The following is a 21,411-nucleotide window of genomic DNA, read 5'->3' as shown; positions in this document are numbered from 1 at the left end:
GCCAGTGCGAACCAGCCAGGTCTTTTGACGGCTCACCGAACGCTCAAGCCGGCACGGTCTCGGCCTGCTTCGCCCGCGACCACACGCGATGCTGCTCGGCCGCCTTGATGAAGGCCTTCAGCACGTCGGCGGCCTGCTTGTCGTCGCCGGTTGCGACGCCGTCGGCATGGTCGGGCAAGTGCGCGGCAGCGAGCACGTCACGGCCCGCGCCGATCGCCGCGATCGCCTTCAGATGCTTGAACGCCTCGAGCACGAAATGCCGCGCATCGCCCGATCCGGCCAGCGTCTTCGCACCCTTGTCGCCGCCCACCACGATCACCGCGTCGAACATGATCGACGGCAAGCCGGCAATGGTGGCGTCCGGCGCCATGCCGTCGATCACGGCAAGCGTTGGCGCGATCAGCATGGGCACCGCGCCTTCGCCCTGCAGCGCCTTCTGCAACTCCTTGATGGCGGCGCCGTCGGAACCCGGCGCGGCCAGCAGCGCGATCTTGCGGGTCTTGATGCCCGGCCGCACCCGGTTGAGCAGGCTCAGCGCCGGCGATTCCTTGGGCCCGCTCAGCTTCGCCGTGCCTTTCTTCGGTGCCGGCAAACCGAGACCTTCGGCCACCTGCGCCGCGAGTCCCGCGTCGAAGTTGGCGAGAATCTCATTCACCACGCGCGCACGAATTTCCGGCTTCGTCACTTTGCCGAGTTCGAATTGATAGGCCGCGGCGATGTGGTCTTTCTCAGGCTGCGACATGCTGTTATAGAACAGCGCGGCCTGCGAGAAATGATCGGCGAACGATTCGCTGCGCACACGGATCTTGGTGCCTTCCACGCGCTCCTGATAGCTTTCGAAGCCACCGTCGGACGGCGCCGGATCGGTTTCCTTCGGCCAGCCGCCGCTTAGCGAATTCGGCTCATACGAAGCCTGGCCGACATTGATCGCCTGGCGGTGCATCGCGTCGCGCTGGTTGTTATTGAACGGGCACACCGGCCGGTTGATCGGAATCTCATGAAAGTTCGGGCCGCCCAGCCGGCTGATCTGCGTATCCGTGTACGAGAACAAACGACCTTGCAACAGGGGATCGTTCGAGAAGTCGATGCCCGGCACGATATGACCCGGATGGAACGCCACCTGTTCGGTCTCGGCGAAGAAGTTATCCGGATTGCGATTGAGCGTCATCTTGCCGATGATCTTGACCGGCACGAGTTCTTCCGGAATCAGCTTGGTCGGATCGAGCAAGTCGAAATCGAATTTGTGCTCGTCGGCTTCTTCAATGATCTGCACGCCCAGTTCGAACTCAGGGAAGTTGCCCGCTTCGATCGACTCCCACAGGTCGCGCCGATGAAAGTCCGGATCCTTGCCGGCCAGTTTCTGCGCTTCGTCCCACAGCAGCGAATACGAGCCCAGCACCGGGCGCCAGTGGAATTTGACGAAGCGTCCCTTGCCTTGCGCATTCACGAAACGGAAGGTGTGAATGCCGAAGCCTTCCATGGTGCGCAGGCTGCGCGGAATCGCGCGGTCCGACATGGTCCACAGCACCATATGCGCGGACTCGGGCACCAGCGAAACGAAGTCCCAGAAGGTGTCGTGCGCGGAGCCGCCGGTTGGCATTTCGTTCGGGGCTTCCGGTTTGACGGCGTGCACGAAGTCGGGAAACTTGATGGCGTCCTGAATGAAGAACACCGGCATGTTGTTGCCGACCAGATCGTAATTGCCTTCCTGCGTATAGAACTTCACGGCGAAACCGCGCACGTCGCGCACCGTATCGGCGGAACCGCGCGGGCCTTGCACCGTGGAAAAGCGCACATAGACCGGCGTCTGGACAGCGGGGTCCTGCAGGAATGCGGCCTTGGTGTACTCCTTCATCGACTCGTAGACCTGAAACACGCCATGCGCTGCCGAGCCGCGCGCATGCACGATGCGCTCGGGTATGCGTTCGTGGTCGAAGTGCGTGATCTTCTCACGCATGATGAAGTCTTCGAGCAGCGAGGGGCCGCGGGGACCGGCGCGCAGGCTGTTCTGATTGTCGGAAATCTTGACGCCCTGATTGGTCCTCAGCGCCTGGCCTTCCGGGCTGACTCGAAACTGTTCGAGATCCTTCGATTTCGGGTCCACCTGCGGGTTAGCCGCCTGCGCGTCCTTCGCTGCGGGCTTCTGCGTATTCGTTTTACCTGCCATGAGAATCTGCTCCTTGCGTTCGGGGGCGTGCCGGTGGGGAAATCCGGTCTGACGCAACGAGACAGAGCAGCAATCGATATACCCGCGCAGGCGCGCGGCTAGTCACGCTTGCCGATAACTGAGCGGTAATGAACGGGCTATGCGGCGGGCGCGCCGCGAATGGCGCGCCGCCGTACATTGATGGATGCGCAGAGCGCGCGATCAGAAGCGGTAGTTGATCGAGATATCGGCTACGCCGTTGGCTTTGCGGTGCGTGACCGGACTATTGCCCGCGCTGCCCACCAGTTGTTCGAAGGCGCCGTCCGCGGTGGCGAACCAGTGCTTGTCGAACAACCATATCGCGCTGATGCCGAAGCCCACCGACTTGAAGCCCGCGCTGGCGTGGTACTGCGAGTATTTCGAATTCGCCGCCTGGGTCTGATTCACGCCGAACCAGCTATTCATGTAAGTGGAGTCCGCCAGCGTCACGTTCGGACCGGCGAACCAGAAGAACTTTTTGGTGCTGCCCGGCATCGGCATATAGGCGCCGAGATCGCCGATCCAGCCGTTCGAGCCGCCGAAATAGCGCCTGACGTCGGCACGCAGCACGAGCGGGAAATCCTGCGAGATCACGTACTCGCCCGACAGTTTGACGCCCGGCGCCGGGTTGATGTTGCCGAGGCCGTCCAACTCTTGCGGATCGTCATGACCGCGGCGTCCCAGATCGTAGACAGTGGCAAGACTCGCGCGCCAGTTCTCGCCTTGCGCGAAATTGACGCCAAAACCCTCGCCGCTCGAGAAGAAGAACAGATCCTTATAGCGCACGTCGACGCTCGGTCCCGCCATCAGGTGATACCGGTCGGAACCCTCGTAGCGCGGCTGGAACGATGTCGCCGCGCCAACCCGCACCTGCCAGTCCGGAATATTGGGCTGCCACATCTTCTGCAATGGAATGCCGACCGAATATTGCCATTCGCCCAGCGGCGAGGGAGTTTGCGCCGAGGCCGAATGCGGAATGACGGCAACGCCGCCGATGGCCACGGCCACCAGGGAGGATGCCGCGATGCCTGTTTGTTTATTGCGGAGCTTACCGCCCCGCTTTCTACGGCTGTTAAACACCAGAAGCCTCCGATCTCGCCTATGCGAAGAGGGTTATGTTCTCGCCCCGGGATCCGCGAGGGATAAAAAGCACAGGGCGACCGCCGCGTTGCTACGTGCGGCATGTAACTTTTTCAGCGAACGACACGTATCGCTCGGCAATCTCAGGAGCCGCATCCGTCAGAAAGCCTGTAAATAGCGGCTTTTGTCTGAACAGAGCGGCACGAAAGATTTGCCGATGGACGCACTCTTGCAAAATGCGGGCCTAGTCGCTGGAGAACGGGCTCGGATCGGCGGAAGACGAAGACACAAAGAGACGAATACGCGCATGCGGATGCTAACGCGGATGCAGTGAACAAGGCGCGGCGGCCGCCGCAAGACGCCGCGCCGGCCTTCTCGTGGCCTACTGCGATGCCTCGACCAGCACCGGCTTGTCGCGGTACAGATTCGGGAACAGACGCTTCAGGTTGGCGACCTTCGGCATGTCGTTGATCGCGATATACGCCGAGTTGGGGTGCAGCGTCAGATAGTTCTGGTGATACGACTCGGCCGGATAAAAGCCCTTGAACGGCTCGGCCTTCGTCACGATCGGCGCCGGGAAGGCGCGCGCCTTGTCGAGTTGCGCGATATAGCTTTGCGCGACGCGCCGCTGCGTGTCGTTCAGCGGAAACACCGCCGAGCGGTATTGCGTGCCGCTGTCCGGCCCCTGGCGATTCAATTGGGTCGGGTCCTGAATCACGGAGAAATACACCTGCAGCAACTGGCCGTATGTGACCTTGGTCGGGTCGAACGTGACCTGCACCGACTCCGCGTGCCCCGTCTCGCCACCGCTGACCGTTTCGTACTGCGCCGTGTCGCGCTGCCCGCCCGAGTACCCCGAGACGGCCTTCGTGACGCCGCGCACATGCTGGAACACGCCCTGCACGCCCCAGAAGCAGCCTCCCGCGAAAACGGCGGTTTCTTCGTGCGCGGTCGCGGCGGACACCGGTTCGTCGAGCGCCGGTGGCGCGATCACGACGGCGGCCTCCGATGAAAACGCCATGCGCTGGGCCAGCAGCAGCGCGAGCGCGCCGAGTCCGACCGAGAGTGAAATCGCCGCCACGCGCGAGCGCGCCGGACTGCCGTCAATGCGTTTGTGGAAGTTCATAAGGTCCATCCTGATTCACCTGAATCACGCGCCCGTTGCGGGCGTGAATGTCATCGCCAGACCGTTCATGCAATAGCGCAGGCCGGTTGGCTTGGGGCCGTCGTCGAACACGTGGCCGAGATGGCCGCCGCAGCGCCGGCATAGCACTTCGTCGCGCGTCATGCCGAACGACTTGTCGGTATGCGTGATAACCGCGTGATCGAGCGGTTGCCAGAAACTCGGCCAGCCCGTGCCGCTGTCGAACTTGGTCTTCGACGAGAACAGCGGCAGTTTGCACCCGGCGCAGGCAAACGTGCCCGCTCGGTGCTCGTCGTTCAACGGGCTGGTGAACGGGCGTTCCGTGCCCGCCTCGCGCAGCACGCGGTATTGCGCGTCGGTCAACAATTTGCGCCATTCGGCGTCGCTGTGCGTAACCTCGTAGGCGGCTGCGGCGCCGCCGCCTGGCGCCTGTGCCGCGCGCGCCGTGCGCCACGTCGAGGCGCCGCCGGCCAGCGTTAGCGCGCCGATTAACCTGAAGAATATCCGTCTGTTGCAAGCCATGATGATCGCTCCGGAAAGTCCGTACCGCTCACCCGTTCCGGCGCTGACCGCGCCGCCCGCGAGTGTTCCCGATGCTTGGTCGCACGAGAGCGGGATAAGTGACAGCATGCGCGTCTTTTTGTGTCCCGGTGGCCGCCGCAATGGCGATTACAGTGGAAATTTCGTGGTCGAGAGAATTTCCTTGAGCACCATGAACGAGCGGATCTGCCGGACGCCCGGCAGATAGAGCAACTGCTCCGCGTGCAGGCGATTGAAGCTGTCGCTGTCGCGCGTGCGGATCGTCATGAAGTAGTCGAATTCGCCGGTCACGACGTGGCACTCCATGCAACCGGCCACCTTCTGCGCCGCTTTTTCGAACTCGGCGAACGACTCCGGCGTGGAGCGGTCCAGCACCACGCCGATGATCACCAGCATCCCCGCCCCTGCCGCCTTCGGGTCGATCAACGCAACGACGCCGCGGATCAGCCCCGACTCCTTGAGCCGCTCCACGCGACGCAAACACGCCGGCGCACTCAGCTTGACCTTCGCCGCGAGCGCGACGTTCGAAATCGACGCATCGGTTTGCAATTGCCGCAGGATCGCGCGGTCGATGCGGTCGAGCGCCTGCAGCGGATCGGCCGGGACGGTGGCGGCGGCCGCCACCGCTGTCCGGGTGCGACGAATTTTTGTTGTGCTCATAGTCCTATTTACAGTTATTTCTTAAACGGATCGCGGTTTTGTACTTTCAAAACTATGCTCAAGCAAATTTTTTTGCAAGCTCATTTCTAGCTCTTTTCCCTACCATTTGCTCAACGCGACCGGTTGCCGTTCGCGTCCCACCTACCCGACCACGGAACTGCCATGAACCTGCAACGATTCCCTCGCTACCCGCTGACCTTCGGGCCGACACCGATCCAGCCGCTCAAGCGCCTGAGCGACCACCTCGGCGGCAAAGTGCATCTGTATGCGAAGCGCGAAGACTGCAACAGCGGCTTTGCGTTCGGCGGCAACAAGACGCGCAAGCTCGAATACCTGATCCCCGAAGCGCTCGCGCAGGGTTGCGACACGCTCGTGTCGATCGGCGGCATCCAGTCGAACCAGACGCGCCAGGTGGCGGCCGTGGCGGCGCATCTGGGCATGAAGTGCGTGCTGGTGCAGGAGAACTGGGTCAATTATTCGGACGCGGTCTACGACCGGGTCGGCAACATCCAGATGTCGCGCATTCTCGGCGCCGACGTACGCCTCGTCGCGGATGGTTTCGACATCGGCTTTCGCAAGAGCTGGGAAGATGCGCTGGAAAGCGTGCGGGCCGCCGGCGGCAAGCCGTATGCCATTCCGGCGGGCTGCTCCGACCATCCGCTCGGCGGGCTCGGCTTTGTCGGCTTCGCCGAGGAGGTTCGCCAGCAGGAAGCTGAACTGGGCTTCAAGTTCGACTATATCGTCGTGTGTTCCGTGACCGGCAGCACGCAGGCCGGCATGGTGGTGGGTTTCGCCGATGACGGCCGCGCCGAGCGCGTGATCGGTATCGACGCGTCGGCCAAGCCCGCGCAGACGCGCGAGCAGATCACCCGCATCGCGAAGCAAACCGCCGAACAGGTCGGACTCGGACGCGATATCACCAGCAAGGACGTCGTCCTCGACGAGCGCTTCGGCGGCCCGGAATACGGCTTGCCGAATGACGGCACGCTGGAAGCGATCCGTCTGTGCGCGCGCCTGGAAGGCGTGCTGACCGATCCCGTCTACGAAGGCAAATCCATGCACGGCATGATCGAGATGGTGCGCAACGGCGAATTCCCCGCAGGTTCGCGCGTGTTGTACGCGCACCTCGGCGGCGTGCCGGCGTTGAATGGCTACAGTTTTATTTTCCGCAACGGCTAAACCAGGCGCTTTCTCAAGTGCTCCCTCAGGAATTCCACGAACGCCCGGATCGTGAGGGAGCTTTGCCTGTGCTGCGGATACACCGCGTAGACGCTCGTGGCGGCGGGCAGGAATGCTTCGAGCACCGGCACGAGTTGACCGCTTTTGAGCGCATCGGCGACGATAAAATCAGGAAGCCGAACAATCCCGAGGCCCGCGACGGCCGCATCGCGCACCAGTTCACCATTGTTGGCGCGCAACGGCCCGTGGACTTCGACGCCTTTCGTCACGCCATCGACGACAAACTCCCAGCTCACCGCGCCGCCGTGCCCGTATAACAGACACGAATGGCGGGCCAGGTCGGCGGGCACCTTGGGCGCACCACGGCGTCGCGCGTAACCGGGACTACAGCAGGCCACCATGCGGATATCCACGAGCTTCTGCCCGATCAGCGTGGAATCCGGCAAGCTGCCGATCCGGATCGCCATGTCGAAGCCTTCGCCGACCACATCCACCGTGCGGTCGCTCAACTCCATCTCGAAGCGCACGTCGCCGTGCTCGCGCAGAAACATCGCCACGAGCGGCGACAGATGCGCCATGCCGAACGACATCGGCGCGCTCACACGCAGCAGCCCGCGCGGCCCGGCGCGCCGCAGCGACATGGCCTGCTCGGCGTCTTCCACTTCGCTGAGGATGCGTCTGGCGCGCTCGTAAAACTCCTGCCCGAGGTCGGTCACCGCCAGCTTGCGTGTATTGCGGATGAGCAACTGCACGCCGAGCGTTTCCTCCAGCGCCATCACCCGGCGGCTGACGAACTGCTTCGACAGCGACAGGCGGTTGGCGGCGGCCGTGAAGTTGTGTGCGTCCACCGTGGCGACGAAAATCCGCATGTCATCGAGCTGCATCTTATTGTCCACTCCACAGTGACAGTGTTTCCGATTCCATGGCGATTATACCGGTATGGATTGACCTACACTCTCATTCATGGATCGCGGACAAACATCTGGCCGGATCGCACAACCCAAGGAGAAAAAAGATGCTTGAAATCAGACACGCCAATCAACGCGGCCGCGCGGAGCACGGCTGGCTCAGTTCGCGTCATACGTTTTCCTTCGCTAGCTATCATGATCCCAAGCAGAACGGCTTTTCCGACCTGCTCGTGATCAACGACGACCGCGTTGCCCCGGCGCAAGGCTTCGGCAAGCACCCGCATCGCGACATGGAAATCTTTTCGTACGTGCTGGAAGGCGCGTTGGAGCACAAGGACACGATGGGCACCGGCTCGGTGATCGTGCCCGGCGACATCCAGTTGATGAGCGCGGGAACCGGCGTCGCGCATAGCGAATACAACCATTCGAAGAGCGACCCGGTGCACTTCCTGCAAATCTGGATCGCGCCGGGGCAAAAAGGTACGACGCCGCGTTATCAGCAGCGTCACTTCGGCGCGGACCAGAAGCGCGGTGCACTGCGCCTCGTGCTCTCGCCGGACGGCGCGGACGATTCGCTGACCGTGCAACAGGACGCGCGGATCTATGCCGGTCTCTTCGACGGCGACGAAACGGCGCGGCTCGAACTGGCGAGCGATCGCTATGCGTATGTCCACGTGGCGCGCGGCAGCGTGACTGTGAACGGCGTCGAGTTCAAGGAAGGCGATGGTGCGCGTGTGCGCGGCGAAGAAGCGCTAACCTTCACGCAAGGCCACGATGCGGAAGTCCTCGTGTTCGACTTGCGCAACATCGAGACGTCGGAGTTGTGGGCTTGAACGGCCGAATGAGCTAAATACGGGCTCGCCGGAAACAAGCCGGCGAGCCACTTTCTTCCTACTCTGTTGAGATAAAAATCATGCGTTATACGCTATTTGAAAATCAGAAAGACGCGGTCATCCTCGTCGCCCGCGTTCTGTTAATGGTGCTGTTCGTCATGTTCGGCTGGTCGAAGCTCACCGGTTTTTCCGGCACCGTGACTTATATGACGTCGAGCGGCGCGCCGGTGCCTGAGTTGTCGGCGGTGATCGCCGTGGTGATGGAGTTCGTCGTCGGCATCGCGCTGCTGGTCGGATTCTTTACGCGACCGCTTGCGCTGCTACTCGCGATTTATACACTTGGCACCGCGTTCATTGGCCATCATTACTGGAACATGACCGGCGCGGTGCAGTACGACAATATGATTCACTTCTACAAGAACATCAGCATCATCGGCGGATTGTTGCTGCTGTGTGTGACGGGCGCCGGGAAGTATTCGATCGATCGGCGTTGAGGCTGCTGTCTTGCGCGGAGCGGTGCGGGCGGTACGTCAGAAAGAAAGCCGCCCGGCTTGATGCCGGGCGATGTCAAGCGTAAACAAAAACGGCGGCCCAAAGGCCGCCGTCCACTTCCACTACTCACACCACTGCATTAAACCGCTACTGCAACCTCAGCTTCACCAACCACTTCCACTTCTTCACTATTGCGGATCAGGTGATCGAACGCGGAAAGCGATGCCTTCGCGCCTTCGCCCACGGCGATCACGATCTGCTTGAACGGCACGGTGGTTACGTCACCGGCGGCGAACACGCCCGGCACCGACGTCGCGCCGCGTGCATCCACGACGATCTCGCCGTGCTTCGACAACTCGACCGTGCCCTTGAGCCATTCCGTGTTCGGCACGAGACCAATCTGCACGAACACACCTTCCAGTTCGATCTGCTTCACTTCGCCCGAACGCAGATCCTTGTAGACCAGACCGTTGACCTTCTTGCCGTCGCCGGTAATTTCCGTGGTTTGCGCCTGCGTGATGACGGTCACATTCGCGAGGCTGCGCAGCTTGCGTTGCAGCACTTCGTCGGCACGCAGCGTGGCGCCGAACTCGAACAGCGTCACTTCACGCACGATACCCGCCAGATCGATCGCCGCTTCGACACCGGAATTGCCGCCGCCGATCACCGCAACGCGCTTGCCCTTGAACAACGGACCGTCGCAGTGCGGGCAGTACGCCACGCCATGATTGCGGTACTCGCGTTCGCCCGGCACGTTGATTTCGCGCCAGCGCGCGCCCGTCGCCAGAATGATCGTTTTGGCCTTGAGCACCGCGCCGTTGGCCAGACGCACTTCGTTGATGCGGCCCGGGATCAGCGCTTCAGCACGCTGCACGTCCATGATGTCGACTTCATAAGTCTTCACGTGCTGCTCGAGCGCCGTGGCGAACTTCGGCCCCTCGGTTTCCGTCACGGAGACGAAGTTTTCGATCGCCAGCGTATCCAGCACCTGACCGCCGAAGCGCTCCGCCACCACGCCCGTCGCGATACCCTTGCGCGCCGAGTAGATCGCCGCAGCCGCGCCCGCAGGGCCGCCGCCGACGATCAGCGTATCGAACACCGGCTTCTTTTCCAGTTCCTTCGCGGCACGTGCCCCGGCGTTGGTGTCGAGCTTCGCGAGGATTTCCTTCACGCCGCTGCGGCCCTGGCCGAACACTTCGCCGTTCATGAACATGGTCGGTACCGCCATGATCTGGCGCGCTTCGACTTCATTCTGGAACAGCGCGCCGTCGATCGCCACGTGACGGATGCGCGGATTGATCAGCGCCATCACGTTCAGCGCCTGGACGACTTCCGGGCAGTTCTGGCATGACAGCGAAAAATACGTTTCAAATTGATAGTCGCCGTCGAGATTGCGGATCTGTTCGATCACGGCATCTTCGAGCTTGACCGGATGGCCGCCCACCTGCAACAGCGCAAGCACGAGCGACGTGAATTCATGACCCATCGGAATGCCGGCGAAACGGATGCCCGTGTCCTTGCCCGGCTCGCCGATTGAAAACGACGGCTTACGCTCGGCGTCGCCACGACGCTCGATCACGTTGACGCGTTCCGACAACGTCGCGATATCGTTCAGCAATGCCAGCAGCTCTTGCGATTTTGCGCTGTCGTCGAGCGACGCGACGATCTCGATAGGCCTGCTAACCTTTTCGAGGTACGTTTTCAACTGAGTCTTGAGATTGGCATCAAGCATGGCTATTCGATTCCGTGGCGATGGTGTTGGGTTCCCGGCGCCGCACGCGCCGGATAGAGCGCGCGAGGTCCGGGGACGTGCGGATCACTGTGAAAAGCGATCCGCACGCTGATGCGCCGTGAGGCGCCGACTACGAAAGGTCGTGAGACCTTAGATCTTGCCGATCAGGTCGAGCGACGGGGTCAGCGTTTCTGCACCCGGCGTCCACTTGGCGGGGCACACTTCACCCGGGTGAGCCGCGATGTATTGCGCAGCTTGCACCTTGCGCAGCAGTTCGCCGGCGTCACGGCCAATGCCGTTGTCGTGAATTTCGGCCAGCTTGATTTCGCCTTCCGGGTTGATCACGAACGTGCCGCGCAGTGCCAGGCCTTCTTCTTCGATCAGCACGTCGAAGTTGCGCGAGATTGCCAGCGTCGGGTCAGCGATCATCGGGTACTTGATCTTCTGGATCGTGTCCGACGTGTCGTGCCATGCCTTGTGCGTGAAGTGCGTATCGGTCGACACGCTGTAGATTTCGACGCCGAGCTTCTTGAATTCGGCGTAACGATCGGCCAGGTCGCCCAGTTCGGTCGGGCACACGAAGGTAAAGTCAGCCGGGTAGAAAACGAACACCGACCACTTGCCCTTCAGGCTTTCTTCCGTGACGGTCTGAAAATCGCCATTGTGATAAGCCTGCGCCTTGAACGGTTTGACTTGACTGTTGATGATCGGCATTTGCTGAGTCCTCTTTCGGAGTGGTTGGAAAGTGGAGTCAGTATGTCAGACGACGCTTAATAGGTAAAGCAGAGTGTTTTAATAACGGCGATAGTCTGACGCTATTTATCTCGCTACTCCTGCCTATCACGCCGTGGGTCAGCCTTCAGAAGCCGCCAGAGGGTCGTACGGCCGATTCCCAGCGCCCGGCTCGCCGCGGCGCGGTTGCCGCCAGCCTGTTCGAGGGCGTGGAGCACGTCCTCGCGGGTCGGACTGATGCGGCTCAGGGCGGGCTCGGCGGCGGCGTTTGCGGCGGCGTTTGCTGGATTCGCGCCGCCGTTCGTGCCGCTTAGGCCGCTTATGCCGCCTACACTCGCCTCGACGGTCCCCGCCCGCTCCATGCGCCCGAATTCCGGAAACATCGCCTGCCAATCCTGACCGGAAACGCCCGCTGCATCGCCGAGATAGATCGCGGCGCGCGTCAGCAGATTTTCCAGCTCCCGCACATTGCCGGGCCACGCGTAGTGTTCGAACAGGGGTGCAAGAAACGCCAGCACCCGCTCGAGCGCGCCTTCCGACAAGCCATACTCAAGCGCAGCGCGGCTTAACAAGTGACGCGCCAGTTGCGGCACATCGTCACGCCGTTCGCGCAGCGACGGCAATTTTAACTGAAGCAGGTTCAGACGAAAATACAGATCCGCGCGGAACGCGCCCTGCTCGACCAGCGCGTGCAGATCGCGGTGCGTGGCGGCGATCACCCGCACGTCGACCGGCGTGGCGCGCCCCGAGCCGAGCTTCATCACCTCGCGCTCCTGCAGAACCCGCAACAGGCGGCTTTGCAGCGCCGCCGGCATTTCGCCGATTTCATCGAGGAAAATCGTCCCCGTGTGGGCGATTTCGAACAGCCCCGGCTTGCCGCCGCGCCGCGCGCCCGTGAATGCGCCCTCCTCATGACCGAACAGTTCGCTTTCGATCAGCCCCTCGGGCAACGCCGCGCAATTGAACGCGACGAACGGATTGCCGCGCCGCCGGCTCGCATTGTGGATGCCTTGCGCGACCAGTTCCTTGCCGGTGCCGCTTTCGCCGCTCAGGAGCACGGTGGCGTCGTGCGCGGCACCGGCGCGCGCCAGCCGCCGCACGCGCTCGAGCGCCGCCGAGTTGCCGATCAGATCGTCCAGTCGATGCCGCGCGACCAGATGCTTCGGCCGCTGGCTGGTGCGCAGCGAGCGGTCGATCCGCTGCGCGACCAGCGCGTCCTGCAAGGTCACCACGGAGCCGGAGCGCACGCCCTGCTCCACGATCGGCACGCAATTGACGATCAGCGCGCGGCCGCCGATCTGCTCGATACGCTCCTCGATCGGCAGGTCGTGTTCGAGCGTCTCGCGCAACAGCGGCCCGACCGCGCGCTCGACTTGCGCGGGCACGTCCTGCTCGCGGTCCAGACCCAGCAAGTCCAGCATGGCGGGATTGACGGCCTCGACCTGGCCGGCGTCGTCGAAAGCGGCAACGCCGTCGCGTAGATGCGCCACGATCGTGTTCAGGCGCACGCGCTTCGATTCCTTCTGGCGGCTCACGCGCGCCAGTTCGACCGAGCGCTCGAACGCTTCTTCGACCGCGCCGAGCGAATACAGGAAAACACCCGCGAGGCCGGCCTGCTGGGCGAAGTCGCACGCCATGCCGGGCCCGATGATGACGCTGCAGCCTTCGGCCGCGAGGCTGTCGACTGCGAGCCGCACTTCATCGATCGAACGGTAGGCGCGCTGTTTCAGGCTGACTTTCAGCCACGCGCTCAGGTCGGCTAGTTCGTGCGAGATCGTTTCATGCAGCACGAGGCCGATCTGCGCGTTCGGCCATGTGGTCGTGGCGCGGGTGATCGCGCTGAGCACGTCGAAGCCGTTCACCTTGACCATCACGACCGGCACGTTCAGGTTGTCGCGCAGGTAAGCGCCGTTCGAACCGGCGGCCAGCACGACGTCGACGGAGCCTGCGTCCACGTATGCTTGCAAGGCAGTGACGGCGGCGCCGTAGCCCTCCCGGACGGAGAAGAATTTCGCGCGCCCGGCGTAGCGTGGCGCGACAGTCTCGCAAAGCGACTGCAACCGGCTGATACTCACCAGTGCGATGCCTGGGCGGCCCGGATCGGGGTTCGCAAGGGACGACGTGAAAGAGGACACCGCGGCGCTCCGGTCTATGTTGAAACGTTCCATGGAACGTTTCATGGAACAGTGCGCTCATTGTGCCACGAACGCTTGTCGCGCCGCTTGCGGGCTAACTCGCTGATTGTTTGGGGCAAACTGGCAGAACCGGGAAATGGCACGCTTTCTGCCTATTCCCGCTCGCGCCATTTATCCGACTTTCCTCACAGGAGACACACCGTCATGACCCAATCCGCCGCCCGCCGCGCCGCCTTCCGCGCCAAAGTCAACCAACGCCAGGGCCTGCTCGTGCCCGGCGCCTTCAATGCGATGAGCGCCCGCGTGATCGAGGACGCCGGCTTCGAGGCGATCTACATCACGGGCGCGGGCGTGACCAATATGTCGCTCGGTCTGCCCGACCTCGGCTTCATCGGCCTTGCCGAAGTCGCCGAACATACGGCGCGGATTCGCGACGCGGTCGCGCTGCCGCTTATCGTCGACGCCGACACCGGCTTCGGCAACGCGCTGAACGTGCGCCAGACGGTGCGCGTGCTGGAGCGCAGCGGCGCCGACGTGATCCAGTTCGAAGACCAGATCATGCCGAAGAAATGCGGCCACTTTTCCGGCAAGGAAGTGGTCAGCGTGAGCGAGATGGTTGGCAAAATCCGCGCGGCCGTCGATGCCCGCGAAGACGGCAATCTGCAGATCATGGCGCGCACCGACGCGGCCGCGGTCCACGGCATCGAGGACGCGATCGAGCGCGGCCATCGCTTCATCGAAGCCGGCGCCGACATCCTGTTTATCGAAGCGACCGAATCGCTCGCCGACATCGAACGTTTGCCGGGGCTGTTCGACAAGCCGCAGCTGATCAATATCGTGATCGGCGGCAAGACGCCGGTGCAATCGCGCGAGGCGCTCGCCAAGCTCGGCTACGGCATCGTGCTGTACGCGAACGCGGCGCTGCAAGGCGCGGTGCTCGGCATGCAGCGCGCGCTCGGCACGCTGAAGAGTAATGGCCGCCTCGACGAGGACGCCACGCTGGTCGCGCCGTTCAGCGAACGCCAGCGGCTGGTCAACAAGCAGCTGTATGACAAGCTGGATCGGGAGTACGCCGCGAAAGAGTAAGAAGCATAACGAGGACGCTGTGTCCGGTTGATTGGCTTGGCTAGCCGGCTTGCGTGCAATCTGGACATACATGCACGCTGGCTTGCTGTCTTGCCGGTTTCCGCGCGAGCGTGGGTTCGACGCGTTGCAGGGACGCGCGGGCTTTCGGGCTTTCGCGCTTTCGGGCGTTTAAGCCCACGGACTTGCCGACCTAACAGGCACGCTGCGTGCGCTGCCTGCAGCGCACGCGCGGCACTCGCCGCGGTAGGCGGTATGGCGCCATTTATTGCGTTAGGATTCAGGGCTGGCGCTCGCTTGCCATCGTCGATGGCCGTGCCGCTGCGCCCCATCCGCGGCCGCGATCCCGTCGCTCGTCCGCCCCGTCCGGATGCCGGAAACACGTTTTCAAAAGGTAGTCGCAAGAACATGAAGGTCCAACCATCGCGCGCGAAGCGCCGGCACAGCATCGGCGCTGGAATGCGCTCGCACGACACCGCAAGCCGCCCGACAGGAGCCGCGCAATGAGCGGCAGCGAGACACGCAACACGCACGTCGGTTGGCTTCCGTACATCGTCGCGGCCACCTTCTTCATGGAGTACCTCGACACCACCGTGATCGCCACAGCGTTGCCGCAGATGGCGCGCTCGTTCGGTGTCGGCCCCAACAGCCTCAGCCTCGGCATGACGGCCTACATGCTGGCACTGGCGATCTTCATCCCCGCGAGCGGCTGGGTCGCCGACCGCTGCGGCTCGCGCACGGTGTTCTTCAGCGCGATCGGCGTGTTCACCGTGGCTTCCGTGTTGTGCGGCCTGTCGCAGAACGTCGTCGAGTTCACCGCCGCTCGTCTCCTGCAAGGCATAGGCGGTGCGATGATGGTGCCGGTGGGCCGGCTGATCGTGGTCCGCAGCACCGAAAAGAGCCGCATGATGCAGGCGATCTCGACCATCACGTGGCCGGCGATTGCCGCGCCGGTGGTTGGGCCGCCGATCGGCGGCTTCATCACGACCTACGCGTCGTGGCGCTGGATCTTTCTGCTCAACGTGCCGTTCGGCCTCGCCGCCATGGCCGTGGCGCTCGCGCTGGTGCCGAACCTGCGAGGCACCGAACGCAAGCCGCTCGACGTGGTCGGCCTGCTGCTGAGCGGCGCGGCGTTGACGGCGATTCTCTACGGCGCGGAGCTGGCCAGCCAGCCCGGCGAGAATCCGTGGATCGCGGGGGCGATCATCGTCGGCGGTTTGCTGGTGGGCGTGGTGGCGTTCCAGCATGCGAAGCGTCATCCGCATCCGCTCATCGACGTCTCGACGCTGAAAATCCCCACTTTTTCCGTGACGGTGGTGACGGGTTCGTTCACGCGCATCGGCATCGGCGCGGTGCCCTATCTGATGCCGCTGCTGTTCCAGGTCGGCTTCGGCTTGTCTGCGTTCAAGTCGGGGCTGTTGCTGCTCGCGAGCGCGCTCGGCAACCTAGGCATGAAGGCGCTGACCACACGCATCCTGCAGCGTTACGGTTTCCGCATGGTGTCGATCGTCGACGTGACGGTCGCCGGCGTGTTCATCATCGCGTGCGGATTGCTGAGCCCGAACGTGCCGCTCGCGCTGGTGCTGTTCGTCGTGTTCGTCTACGGCGTGGCGCGTTCGATGCAATTCTCCACGCTCGCCACACTCGCCTATGCCGACGTCGCGCAACCGCAGATGAGCGCCGCCAGCACGCTATGGAGCGCGGCCGCGCAAATGACAATCGGCCTCGGCATCGCGTTCGGCGCGGTGTCGCTGCGCGCGGCGGCGTTCTTCAATGGCGAGATCACCGGCCGCGTGTTCACGCTCGACGATTTCCGTCTCGCGTTTCTGTTCGCGGGCGTGGTGACGCTGGCATCCGTGATCGGCTACATGGGTCTCGCACGCAATGCCGGCCAGAGCATCGGCGGCGGCTCGCGCGGCAGCGAAGACCCGGCCAAGGGTTGACGAGAAAGCACGTTGATAAACGGCAGGAGACACGCGTTGCAAGCACACGAACTGACGATTTCGAATGACAAGGCCGCTCTCGATATGGAGACGGTCTATACGTTCCTGTCGCAAGAAACGCCGTGGGCCAAGGGCATGCCGCGCGAGACGTTCGAGCGGGCCGTCGCGGGCTCGCTGTGTTTCGGCGGCTATATCGACGGCAAACAGATCGCGTTCGCGCGCCTGATCACGGACGAGGCGACTTTCGCGTACCTGTGCGACGTATTCGTGCTGCCGGCGTATCGCGGTAAGGGATACGCGTCCGCTCTAATGAAGCACGTTTTCGCGAGCCCGTCGCTGCAGGGCTTGCGAAGAATCGTGCTGGTGACGACGGACGCGCATCGCGTATACGAGCCGCACGGCTTCACGGGACTCGCGACGCCGGAACGTTACATGGAGCGGCATAACCCGGACGTCTACAAGCCGGCCTGAGCGCAGCGCGCGCCGCGAACCCTCGCGGCGCTGTCATCGGTGTGCCACGTTGGACGGTTAATTTGCTGCGGGAACAGAAACCGCACAGACAGTAAAAACCGTCCCCAGCCCATGCCACAGCATTCCGCGCGCGCGACCCGCAGCGCTTCCGTCGACGGCGGCCGCCTTGTTTAAGGCCGCCTTCGCCAGCGCACTGCTCAATGCGTTCCTTTCGGCGATGCAGATCGCCATCGGCCTCATGGCGCATTCGGACGGGCTCTTTGCCGACGGCGTCCACACCTTGAGCGACCTCGCCGCCGACGGCGTCGTGCTGATCGTGCTGTACCTCACCACAAGACACCCGCGCGCTGCCGGAACCAGCGCCGACGCCGGCATCGAGCAGGCGCTGGCCACGCTGTTCATCGCCGCCGTACTGATGGTCACCGCCGCCGGAATGCTCTGGACCAGCGTCGCGCAAACCTCGACGCTCGGCGGCGGCACCACGATGCATATCGGCGCGCTGGCCGTGAGCGGCTTCGTGATGTTCGCCAAGGAAGCCCTGTTTCGCTATATGCGCGCGGAAGGCACCCGCACCGGCTCGGCGATTTTGCTGGCCAGCGCGTGGCATGCGCGCGTCGACGCGGTGTCGGCGCTGGTGGCGACGTCGGGACTTGCCGGCAGTCTGGCCGGCATGCCGATGCTCGATCACATCGCCGGCGCGGCGATCGGCCTGATGATCATGCGCATGGGCTTCGTAAGCGGCCGCAGTGCGTTGAAGCAACTCTTCGCCGGCTCGCCTGGCAACGCGACTGCCGCCGCCCGACCGGCCGAATAAAAGCTGGAAGCGGTTCGCGTCAGCCGTAAGCGCGTTCGCGCATCCACTTCGTCATGATCCATTTGTCGCCACCGAGCACCGGCGCGCCGCCATGCAAGGTCAACGGATCGAGTTGGCGCTGAGCGTTCATATAACGGAAATACACCGCCCCGCCCTGTCTTGCCGCGACCGAAATGCCCGCTTCGGGGAAGATGGTTTCGCCGCCGTCCGGCACGTCGTTCAGATAGATCACCAGCGTGGCGACGCGCTGGCCGCCTTGCGCGGTATGCACCGCGCTGCCGGGTTGATCCGGCGGAAAGTAGTCGAAGTGCGGGCGGTATTCGCCCGTCGTGCCGTAGTGCAGAATCTGCAGCCCTTCGCCGTTTTCGACCGGCCAGTTCATCAGGCTCGCAATGCGCCGGTCCATCCGTTCGATGAACGTGTCTTCGCCGCGTTGATACCAGATGCCTTCGCTGGTGCGATTGCGGATCACGTCTTCCTTGCCGGTATCGGGATTGACCGTGGTGGAACGCTTCAATCGATGGCGGGAGCGCTCAATCATCTCGGCGCATTCATCCGGCGACAACACGTCGCCGAACACGATCACCTGGGGACGCTCGCAGCGCATCAGCACACGCACGTCGCGATCGTGCGCGCGGATGAGATTGCCGCGCGCGACGGGCGGATCATCGTATTGGTACGTTCGTGGCGTGGCTTTGGCGAGCGCCGCCTCGGTCGCGGCCGCCGAGGCAAAGGTCGGGTTCGCCGCTTTAGCCGGGTCCTGGCCGAAGGTCCTGTGCACGGCCGCGCGCGCGGCGTCGGTGGCAAAACCCGCCTGCACCATGGCGTCGACCATCGAATCGGGACTGCAGCCGCGCGCCACGTTGCTGCTCAGCCACTCTTCCCATGCGGCATCCACTGCTGGCATAGCATTCCTCATTCGTCCGCTTGAAAAAATTCAGCATCACGTGGCTGAATGATAGCAAGCAGGCGGTCTTAGGCCCCACTGCGCGGCACGCCGCTCAAGTGCGCTGCTGACGGCGCCGGTAGAGTTCGAGGCCCTTTCGCGCCTGCGCCCGGATGGCGCGCTGCACGAGCGGCGACCAGCCGAGCAGCGTCCCCTTGAGGCCGAGCGCCTGGCGCGTCCAGCTCCACAAATCGAAACTGTCGCGATGTTCGACGATGCGTCCGTCGCGGAACACGAAACGGGCGTCGATGCGGTTGACCACCGCGCGCCCTGTCTGACTGAAGAGATAACTCGCAATCCAGTGGGCGCGGCCGCTGCGGTCGTCCGCTTCGACGCCTTCGAACGTCAGCGAAAAGTCTTGTGCGCGCGCCACCAGCATGCGCCACATATCGCGAGCTTCTTCGCCGCGCAGCTCGCCGAACGCGGGGTCGCTGAAGACGACGTCGTCCGCGTAACAGGCCACCATGGTTTCGGCGTCACGTTGCTGGAACGCCGTGTAGAAACGCTGGATCAGTTCGGTGTTGGTGTGGGCGTTGGTGTTGGTGTTGGCGTTGGGATGGCTCATTGTTTTGATGGGGTGCGTTGGCCGTTTTTGAAGTCGATCCGGAAAAGCGCCCGGCGATCATTCGACGGCGGGCACGCCGCACAAGCGCACGGCCAGCGTAGCGAGCTTTGTCGAATTGATGGCCCGTCTGCATCCGGAGAATCTCGCCCAACTGGGCAATCCGCCTACTCCGGTGTTTTGCCTGCGGCACGGCTGAGCGAGCTCTGTTCACGAACCCGGCGGCTCAGGAGCGGATCAGCCTGGTCAACTCGGCGATCTGTTTCGCGCAACTGCGCTGCGCCTCGACTTCGACGTCGCGATACAGGCGAATGATGGTTTCACCCACCGGCGTGAGCGTACAGCCGCCGCCGCTCTGACCGCCCTGCTCCGAATGCGTGGCCGGCGACTTGAGCGAGCGGTTCAGTTCGTCGATCAGCAGCCACGCGCGCCGGTACGACATATCGAGGCTGCGCGCCGCCGCCGAGATCGAGCCGAATTCGCGCACGGCTTCGAGCAGTTCGACTTTGCCCGGCCCGAGCGCGACCGCGTCCGCGCTACGGATGCGCATTCTGAAGCGCACTTCGGGGCGCGTCTTCGCGGCTTTTTTTGCCGCGGGCGCGGGGGTGGTTTTTGGGGTGTCAGCCATGCGCGAAAGCATACACGAACGGCCGCACAGTCATGCTTGAAGCTCCGGAATGCAATGCCCGTAGTCTTCGCAACCCGGACAACCTGGCGCCGGCTCAGGCTGCAAACCCAAAGACAGCGCGCGTCGTTCGGCGAGGAATTTCTTCCACCGCAGGTTGGCGGTATTCAACGCAACGAGCGCAGGGAAATAGCGCGTCAACATCCACGTGACTTCGTCGCGGCCGGCGAGACCGAGATCGCGCCACAGATGATCCGGGCGCAAACAGGCATGAGCGATGATCGCCGCGAGACACTGCGCGTCGTCCGCCTGGACCGTGGCGCTGGCCTGCATGAGCAATAGGGCGTGGAGCGTGCGGACGCCTCCCACTCAATTAACGCGGGGCAACGTCGTCACACAAGACAACGCGAGGACGTCGTAATATAGCGCTCTTAATAACGCATCGGGGTTATCGCATGATTCGCAAGCTGCTCGCTTCTCTCGTCGCTCCTGTCGTGGTCATTTCCGGCATCGTGACGACCGTGCCCGCTTTCGCACAGGACAACACGGTCAACGTGCTGTACGCCGGTTCGCTCGTCAATCTGATGGAGCGCAGCATCGGCCCAGCATTCGAGAAAGCCACCGGCCAGCATTTCCGCGGCTACGCAGCGGGCTCGAACAAGATCGCCAACGAGATCAAGGGCAAACTGCGCCGCGGCGACGTGTTCATCAGCGCGAGCCCCAAGGTGAATGACGGTCTGACGGGCGCGGCAAACGGCGATCACGTCACGTGGTATGTGAACTTCGCCGAATCGCCGTTGATGATCGGCTATAACCCGCAGAGCAGATTCGCGCCGCAGTTCAGGAGCAAGCGCTGGGACCAGGTGCTGCAGGAGCCGGGCATCCGCATCGGGCGGACCGATCCGAAGCTCGACCCGAAGGGCGCGTTCACCGTCGAGATGGTGACCAGGGCGGCTGCGCTCTACCATCAACCGGACCTCGTCGAGAAAACGCTTGGCGCCGCGGAAAACCCCGAACAGGTGTTGCCTGAGGAAACGCTGGTGGGCCGTCTGCAATCCGGCCAGCTCGACGCCGGCTTTTTCTATTCCACCGAAACGTCCGACCTGAAGATTCCGGCAATCCGCCCCGCACCCGAATTGCAGGCCAAGGCCAGCTACACGCTGACCATTCTCAGCGGCGCGCCGAATCGTGAAGGCGCGAGCAGCTTCGTCGACTTTCTGTTGAGCACGCAAGGCCGCGCGCTGCTCAAGCAACATGGCGTGGACGTCATCAAACCGACCGTGAGCGGCAACGTGCAAGCCATGCCGCCGTCGGTGCAAGCCGTAATCGACGCCGCGCAGTAAGCGC

Annotated in this window: 20 protein-coding genes and 1 pseudogene; 8 read left to right on the top strand and 13 right to left on the bottom strand. The window is 63.3% G+C overall.

All coding sequences use genetic code 11. From position 1 onward, the window contains the following. Nucleotides 1-43 precede the first annotated feature (43 nt). From katE to B0G81_RS09255, 5 genes are all read right to left on the bottom strand, one after another. Nucleotides 44-2,173, bottom strand: coding sequence for a catalase HPII (katE, locus tag B0G81_RS09275; protein ID WP_279590530.1), 2,130 nt, complete (start codon nucleotides 2,171-2,173; stop codon nucleotides 44-46). 195 nt (nucleotides 2,174-2,368) lie between these two features. Further along, on the bottom strand, nucleotides 2,369-3,265 hold the full coding sequence (locus tag B0G81_RS09270; RefSeq protein ID WP_134134704.1) for a MipA/OmpV family protein: 897 nt from the start codon (nucleotides 3,263-3,265) through the stop codon (nucleotides 2,369-2,371). A gap of 382 nt (nucleotides 3,266-3,647) precedes the next feature. Beyond that, entirely contained in the window at nucleotides 3,648-4,391 is a 744-nt protein-coding gene (msrA, locus tag B0G81_RS09265; protein WP_134134700.1) for a peptide-methionine (S)-S-oxide reductase MsrA, read from the bottom strand. A gap of 24 nt (nucleotides 4,392-4,415) precedes the next feature. Beyond that, complete coding sequence (msrB, locus tag B0G81_RS09260; RefSeq protein ID WP_106278420.1) at nucleotides 4,416-4,931, bottom strand: peptide-methionine (R)-S-oxide reductase MsrB; 516 nt, start codon at nucleotides 4,929-4,931, stop codon at nucleotides 4,416-4,418. A gap of 147 nt (nucleotides 4,932-5,078) precedes the next feature. Beyond that, the gene (locus B0G81_RS09255) at nucleotides 5,079-5,609 is read right to left on the bottom strand and encodes an Lrp/AsnC ligand binding domain-containing protein (RefSeq protein WP_106278246.1); all 531 of its coding nucleotides are present in this window, start codon (nucleotides 5,607-5,609) and stop codon (nucleotides 5,079-5,081) included. Between the two features lie 162 nt (nucleotides 5,610-5,771). On the opposite strand from B0G81_RS09255, the gene B0G81_RS09250 reads away from it, so the two are divergent. Then, nucleotides 5,772-6,788: a 1-aminocyclopropane-1-carboxylate deaminase gene (locus tag B0G81_RS09250; RefSeq protein ID WP_134134695.1), complete on the top strand. Its 1,017-nt coding sequence runs from the start codon at nucleotides 5,772-5,774 to the stop codon at nucleotides 6,786-6,788. Here the strand turns inward: B0G81_RS09250 and B0G81_RS09245 are convergent. After that, complete coding sequence (locus tag B0G81_RS09245) at nucleotides 6,785-7,672, bottom strand: LysR family transcriptional regulator (RefSeq protein ID WP_134134690.1); 888 nt, start codon at nucleotides 7,670-7,672, stop codon at nucleotides 6,785-6,787. The genes B0G81_RS09250 and B0G81_RS09245 overlap by 4 nt on opposite strands. Nucleotides 7,673-7,803: 131 nt before the next feature. Here B0G81_RS09245 and B0G81_RS09240 point away from each other — a divergent pair, with 131 nt between their 5' ends. Together B0G81_RS09240 and B0G81_RS09235 are read left to right on the top strand one after the other, a co-directional pair. Then, a complete protein-coding gene (locus tag B0G81_RS09240) occupies nucleotides 7,804-8,529 on the top strand; it encodes a pirin family protein (protein WP_134134685.1) in 726 nt (241 codons plus the stop codon). Between the two features lie 80 nt (nucleotides 8,530-8,609). Then, the gene (locus B0G81_RS09235; protein ID WP_134134682.1) at nucleotides 8,610-9,023 is read left to right on the top strand and encodes a DoxX family protein; all 414 of its coding nucleotides are present in this window, start codon (nucleotides 8,610-8,612) and stop codon (nucleotides 9,021-9,023) included. 137 nt (nucleotides 9,024-9,160) lie between these two features. Here B0G81_RS09235 and ahpF read toward each other — a convergent pair whose 3' ends face one another. The 3 genes from ahpF to prpR all read right to left on the bottom strand — a co-directional run bounded on the left by ahpF (nucleotide 9,161) and on the right by prpR (nucleotide 13,653). After that, nucleotides 9,161-10,753 (bottom strand): alkyl hydroperoxide reductase subunit F, encoded by a 1,593-nt coding sequence (gene ahpF / locus B0G81_RS09230; protein WP_106278256.1) that lies wholly within the window; start codon nucleotides 10,751-10,753, stop codon nucleotides 9,161-9,163. Between the two features lie 150 nt (nucleotides 10,754-10,903). Beyond that, entirely contained in the window at nucleotides 10,904-11,467 is a 564-nt protein-coding gene (gene ahpC / locus B0G81_RS09225) for an alkyl hydroperoxide reductase subunit C (RefSeq protein WP_054035375.1), read from the bottom strand. A 113-nt stretch (nucleotides 11,468-11,580) separates the two neighbouring features. Beyond that, the gene (gene prpR / locus B0G81_RS09220; protein ID WP_243856402.1) at nucleotides 11,581-13,653 is read right to left on the bottom strand and encodes a propionate catabolism operon regulatory protein PrpR; all 2,073 of its coding nucleotides are present in this window, start codon (nucleotides 13,651-13,653) and stop codon (nucleotides 11,581-11,583) included. A 171-nt stretch (nucleotides 13,654-13,824) separates the two neighbouring features. Here prpR and B0G81_RS09215 point away from each other — a divergent pair, with 171 nt between their 5' ends. From B0G81_RS09215 to B0G81_RS09200, 4 genes are all read left to right on the top strand, one after another. After that, entirely contained in the window at nucleotides 13,825-14,706 is an 882-nt protein-coding gene (locus B0G81_RS09215) for an oxaloacetate decarboxylase (protein ID WP_134134677.1), read from the top strand. Between the two features lie 500 nt (nucleotides 14,707-15,206). Beyond that, nucleotides 15,207-16,646 (top strand): MFS transporter, encoded by a 1,440-nt coding sequence (locus B0G81_RS09210; protein ID WP_134134675.1) that lies wholly within the window; start codon nucleotides 15,207-15,209, stop codon nucleotides 16,644-16,646. Between the two features lie 36 nt (nucleotides 16,647-16,682). Continuing rightward, a complete protein-coding gene (locus tag B0G81_RS09205; protein ID WP_116121813.1) occupies nucleotides 16,683-17,117 on the top strand; it encodes a GNAT family N-acetyltransferase in 435 nt (144 codons plus the stop codon). 166 nt (nucleotides 17,118-17,283) lie between these two features. Next, nucleotides 17,284-17,931, top strand: a complete 648-nt coding sequence (locus tag B0G81_RS09200; RefSeq protein ID WP_134134672.1) for a cation diffusion facilitator family transporter — start codon at nucleotides 17,284-17,286, stop codon at nucleotides 17,929-17,931. Between the two features lie 19 nt (nucleotides 17,932-17,950). Here B0G81_RS09200 and B0G81_RS09195 read toward each other — a convergent pair whose 3' ends face one another. The 4 genes and pseudogenes from B0G81_RS09195 to B0G81_RS09180 form a co-directional block, all read right to left on the bottom strand. After that, nucleotides 17,951-18,838, bottom strand: coding sequence for a 2OG-Fe(II) oxygenase (locus B0G81_RS09195; RefSeq protein ID WP_134134670.1), 888 nt, complete (start codon nucleotides 18,836-18,838; stop codon nucleotides 17,951-17,953). A gap of 94 nt (nucleotides 18,839-18,932) precedes the next feature. Next, nucleotides 18,933-19,442 (bottom strand): nuclear transport factor 2 family protein, encoded by a 510-nt coding sequence (locus B0G81_RS09190; protein ID WP_134134668.1) that lies wholly within the window; start codon nucleotides 19,440-19,442, stop codon nucleotides 18,933-18,935. A 223-nt stretch (nucleotides 19,443-19,665) separates the two neighbouring features. Beyond that, nucleotides 19,666-20,067 (bottom strand): LysR family transcriptional regulator, encoded by a 402-nt coding sequence (locus B0G81_RS09185; protein ID WP_243856401.1) that lies wholly within the window; start codon nucleotides 20,065-20,067, stop codon nucleotides 19,666-19,668. A gap of 30 nt (nucleotides 20,068-20,097) precedes the next feature. Next, a pseudogene (locus tag B0G81_RS09180) lies at nucleotides 20,098-20,424 on the bottom strand (nitrogen fixation protein NifQ); the annotation flags it as partial. A gap of 95 nt (nucleotides 20,425-20,519) precedes the next feature. Between B0G81_RS09180 and B0G81_RS09175 the strand changes: the two are divergent. Continuing rightward, nucleotides 20,520-21,407 carry an extracellular solute-binding protein gene (locus B0G81_RS09175; protein ID WP_134134664.1) on the top strand — a complete coding sequence of 296 codons (888 nt, stop codon included), beginning with the start codon at nucleotides 20,520-20,522 and terminating at the stop codon, nucleotides 21,405-21,407. Nucleotides 21,408-21,411: the final 4 nt, after the last annotated feature.

The organism is Paraburkholderia sp. BL6665CI2N2 (genome assembly GCF_004366535.1).
Taxonomy (GTDB): Bacteria; Pseudomonadota; Gammaproteobacteria; order Burkholderiales; family Burkholderiaceae; genus Paraburkholderia.
The sequence above is the reverse complement of the archived record's forward strand: the minus strand, read 5'-3'. Positions and strand labels throughout refer to the sequence as shown.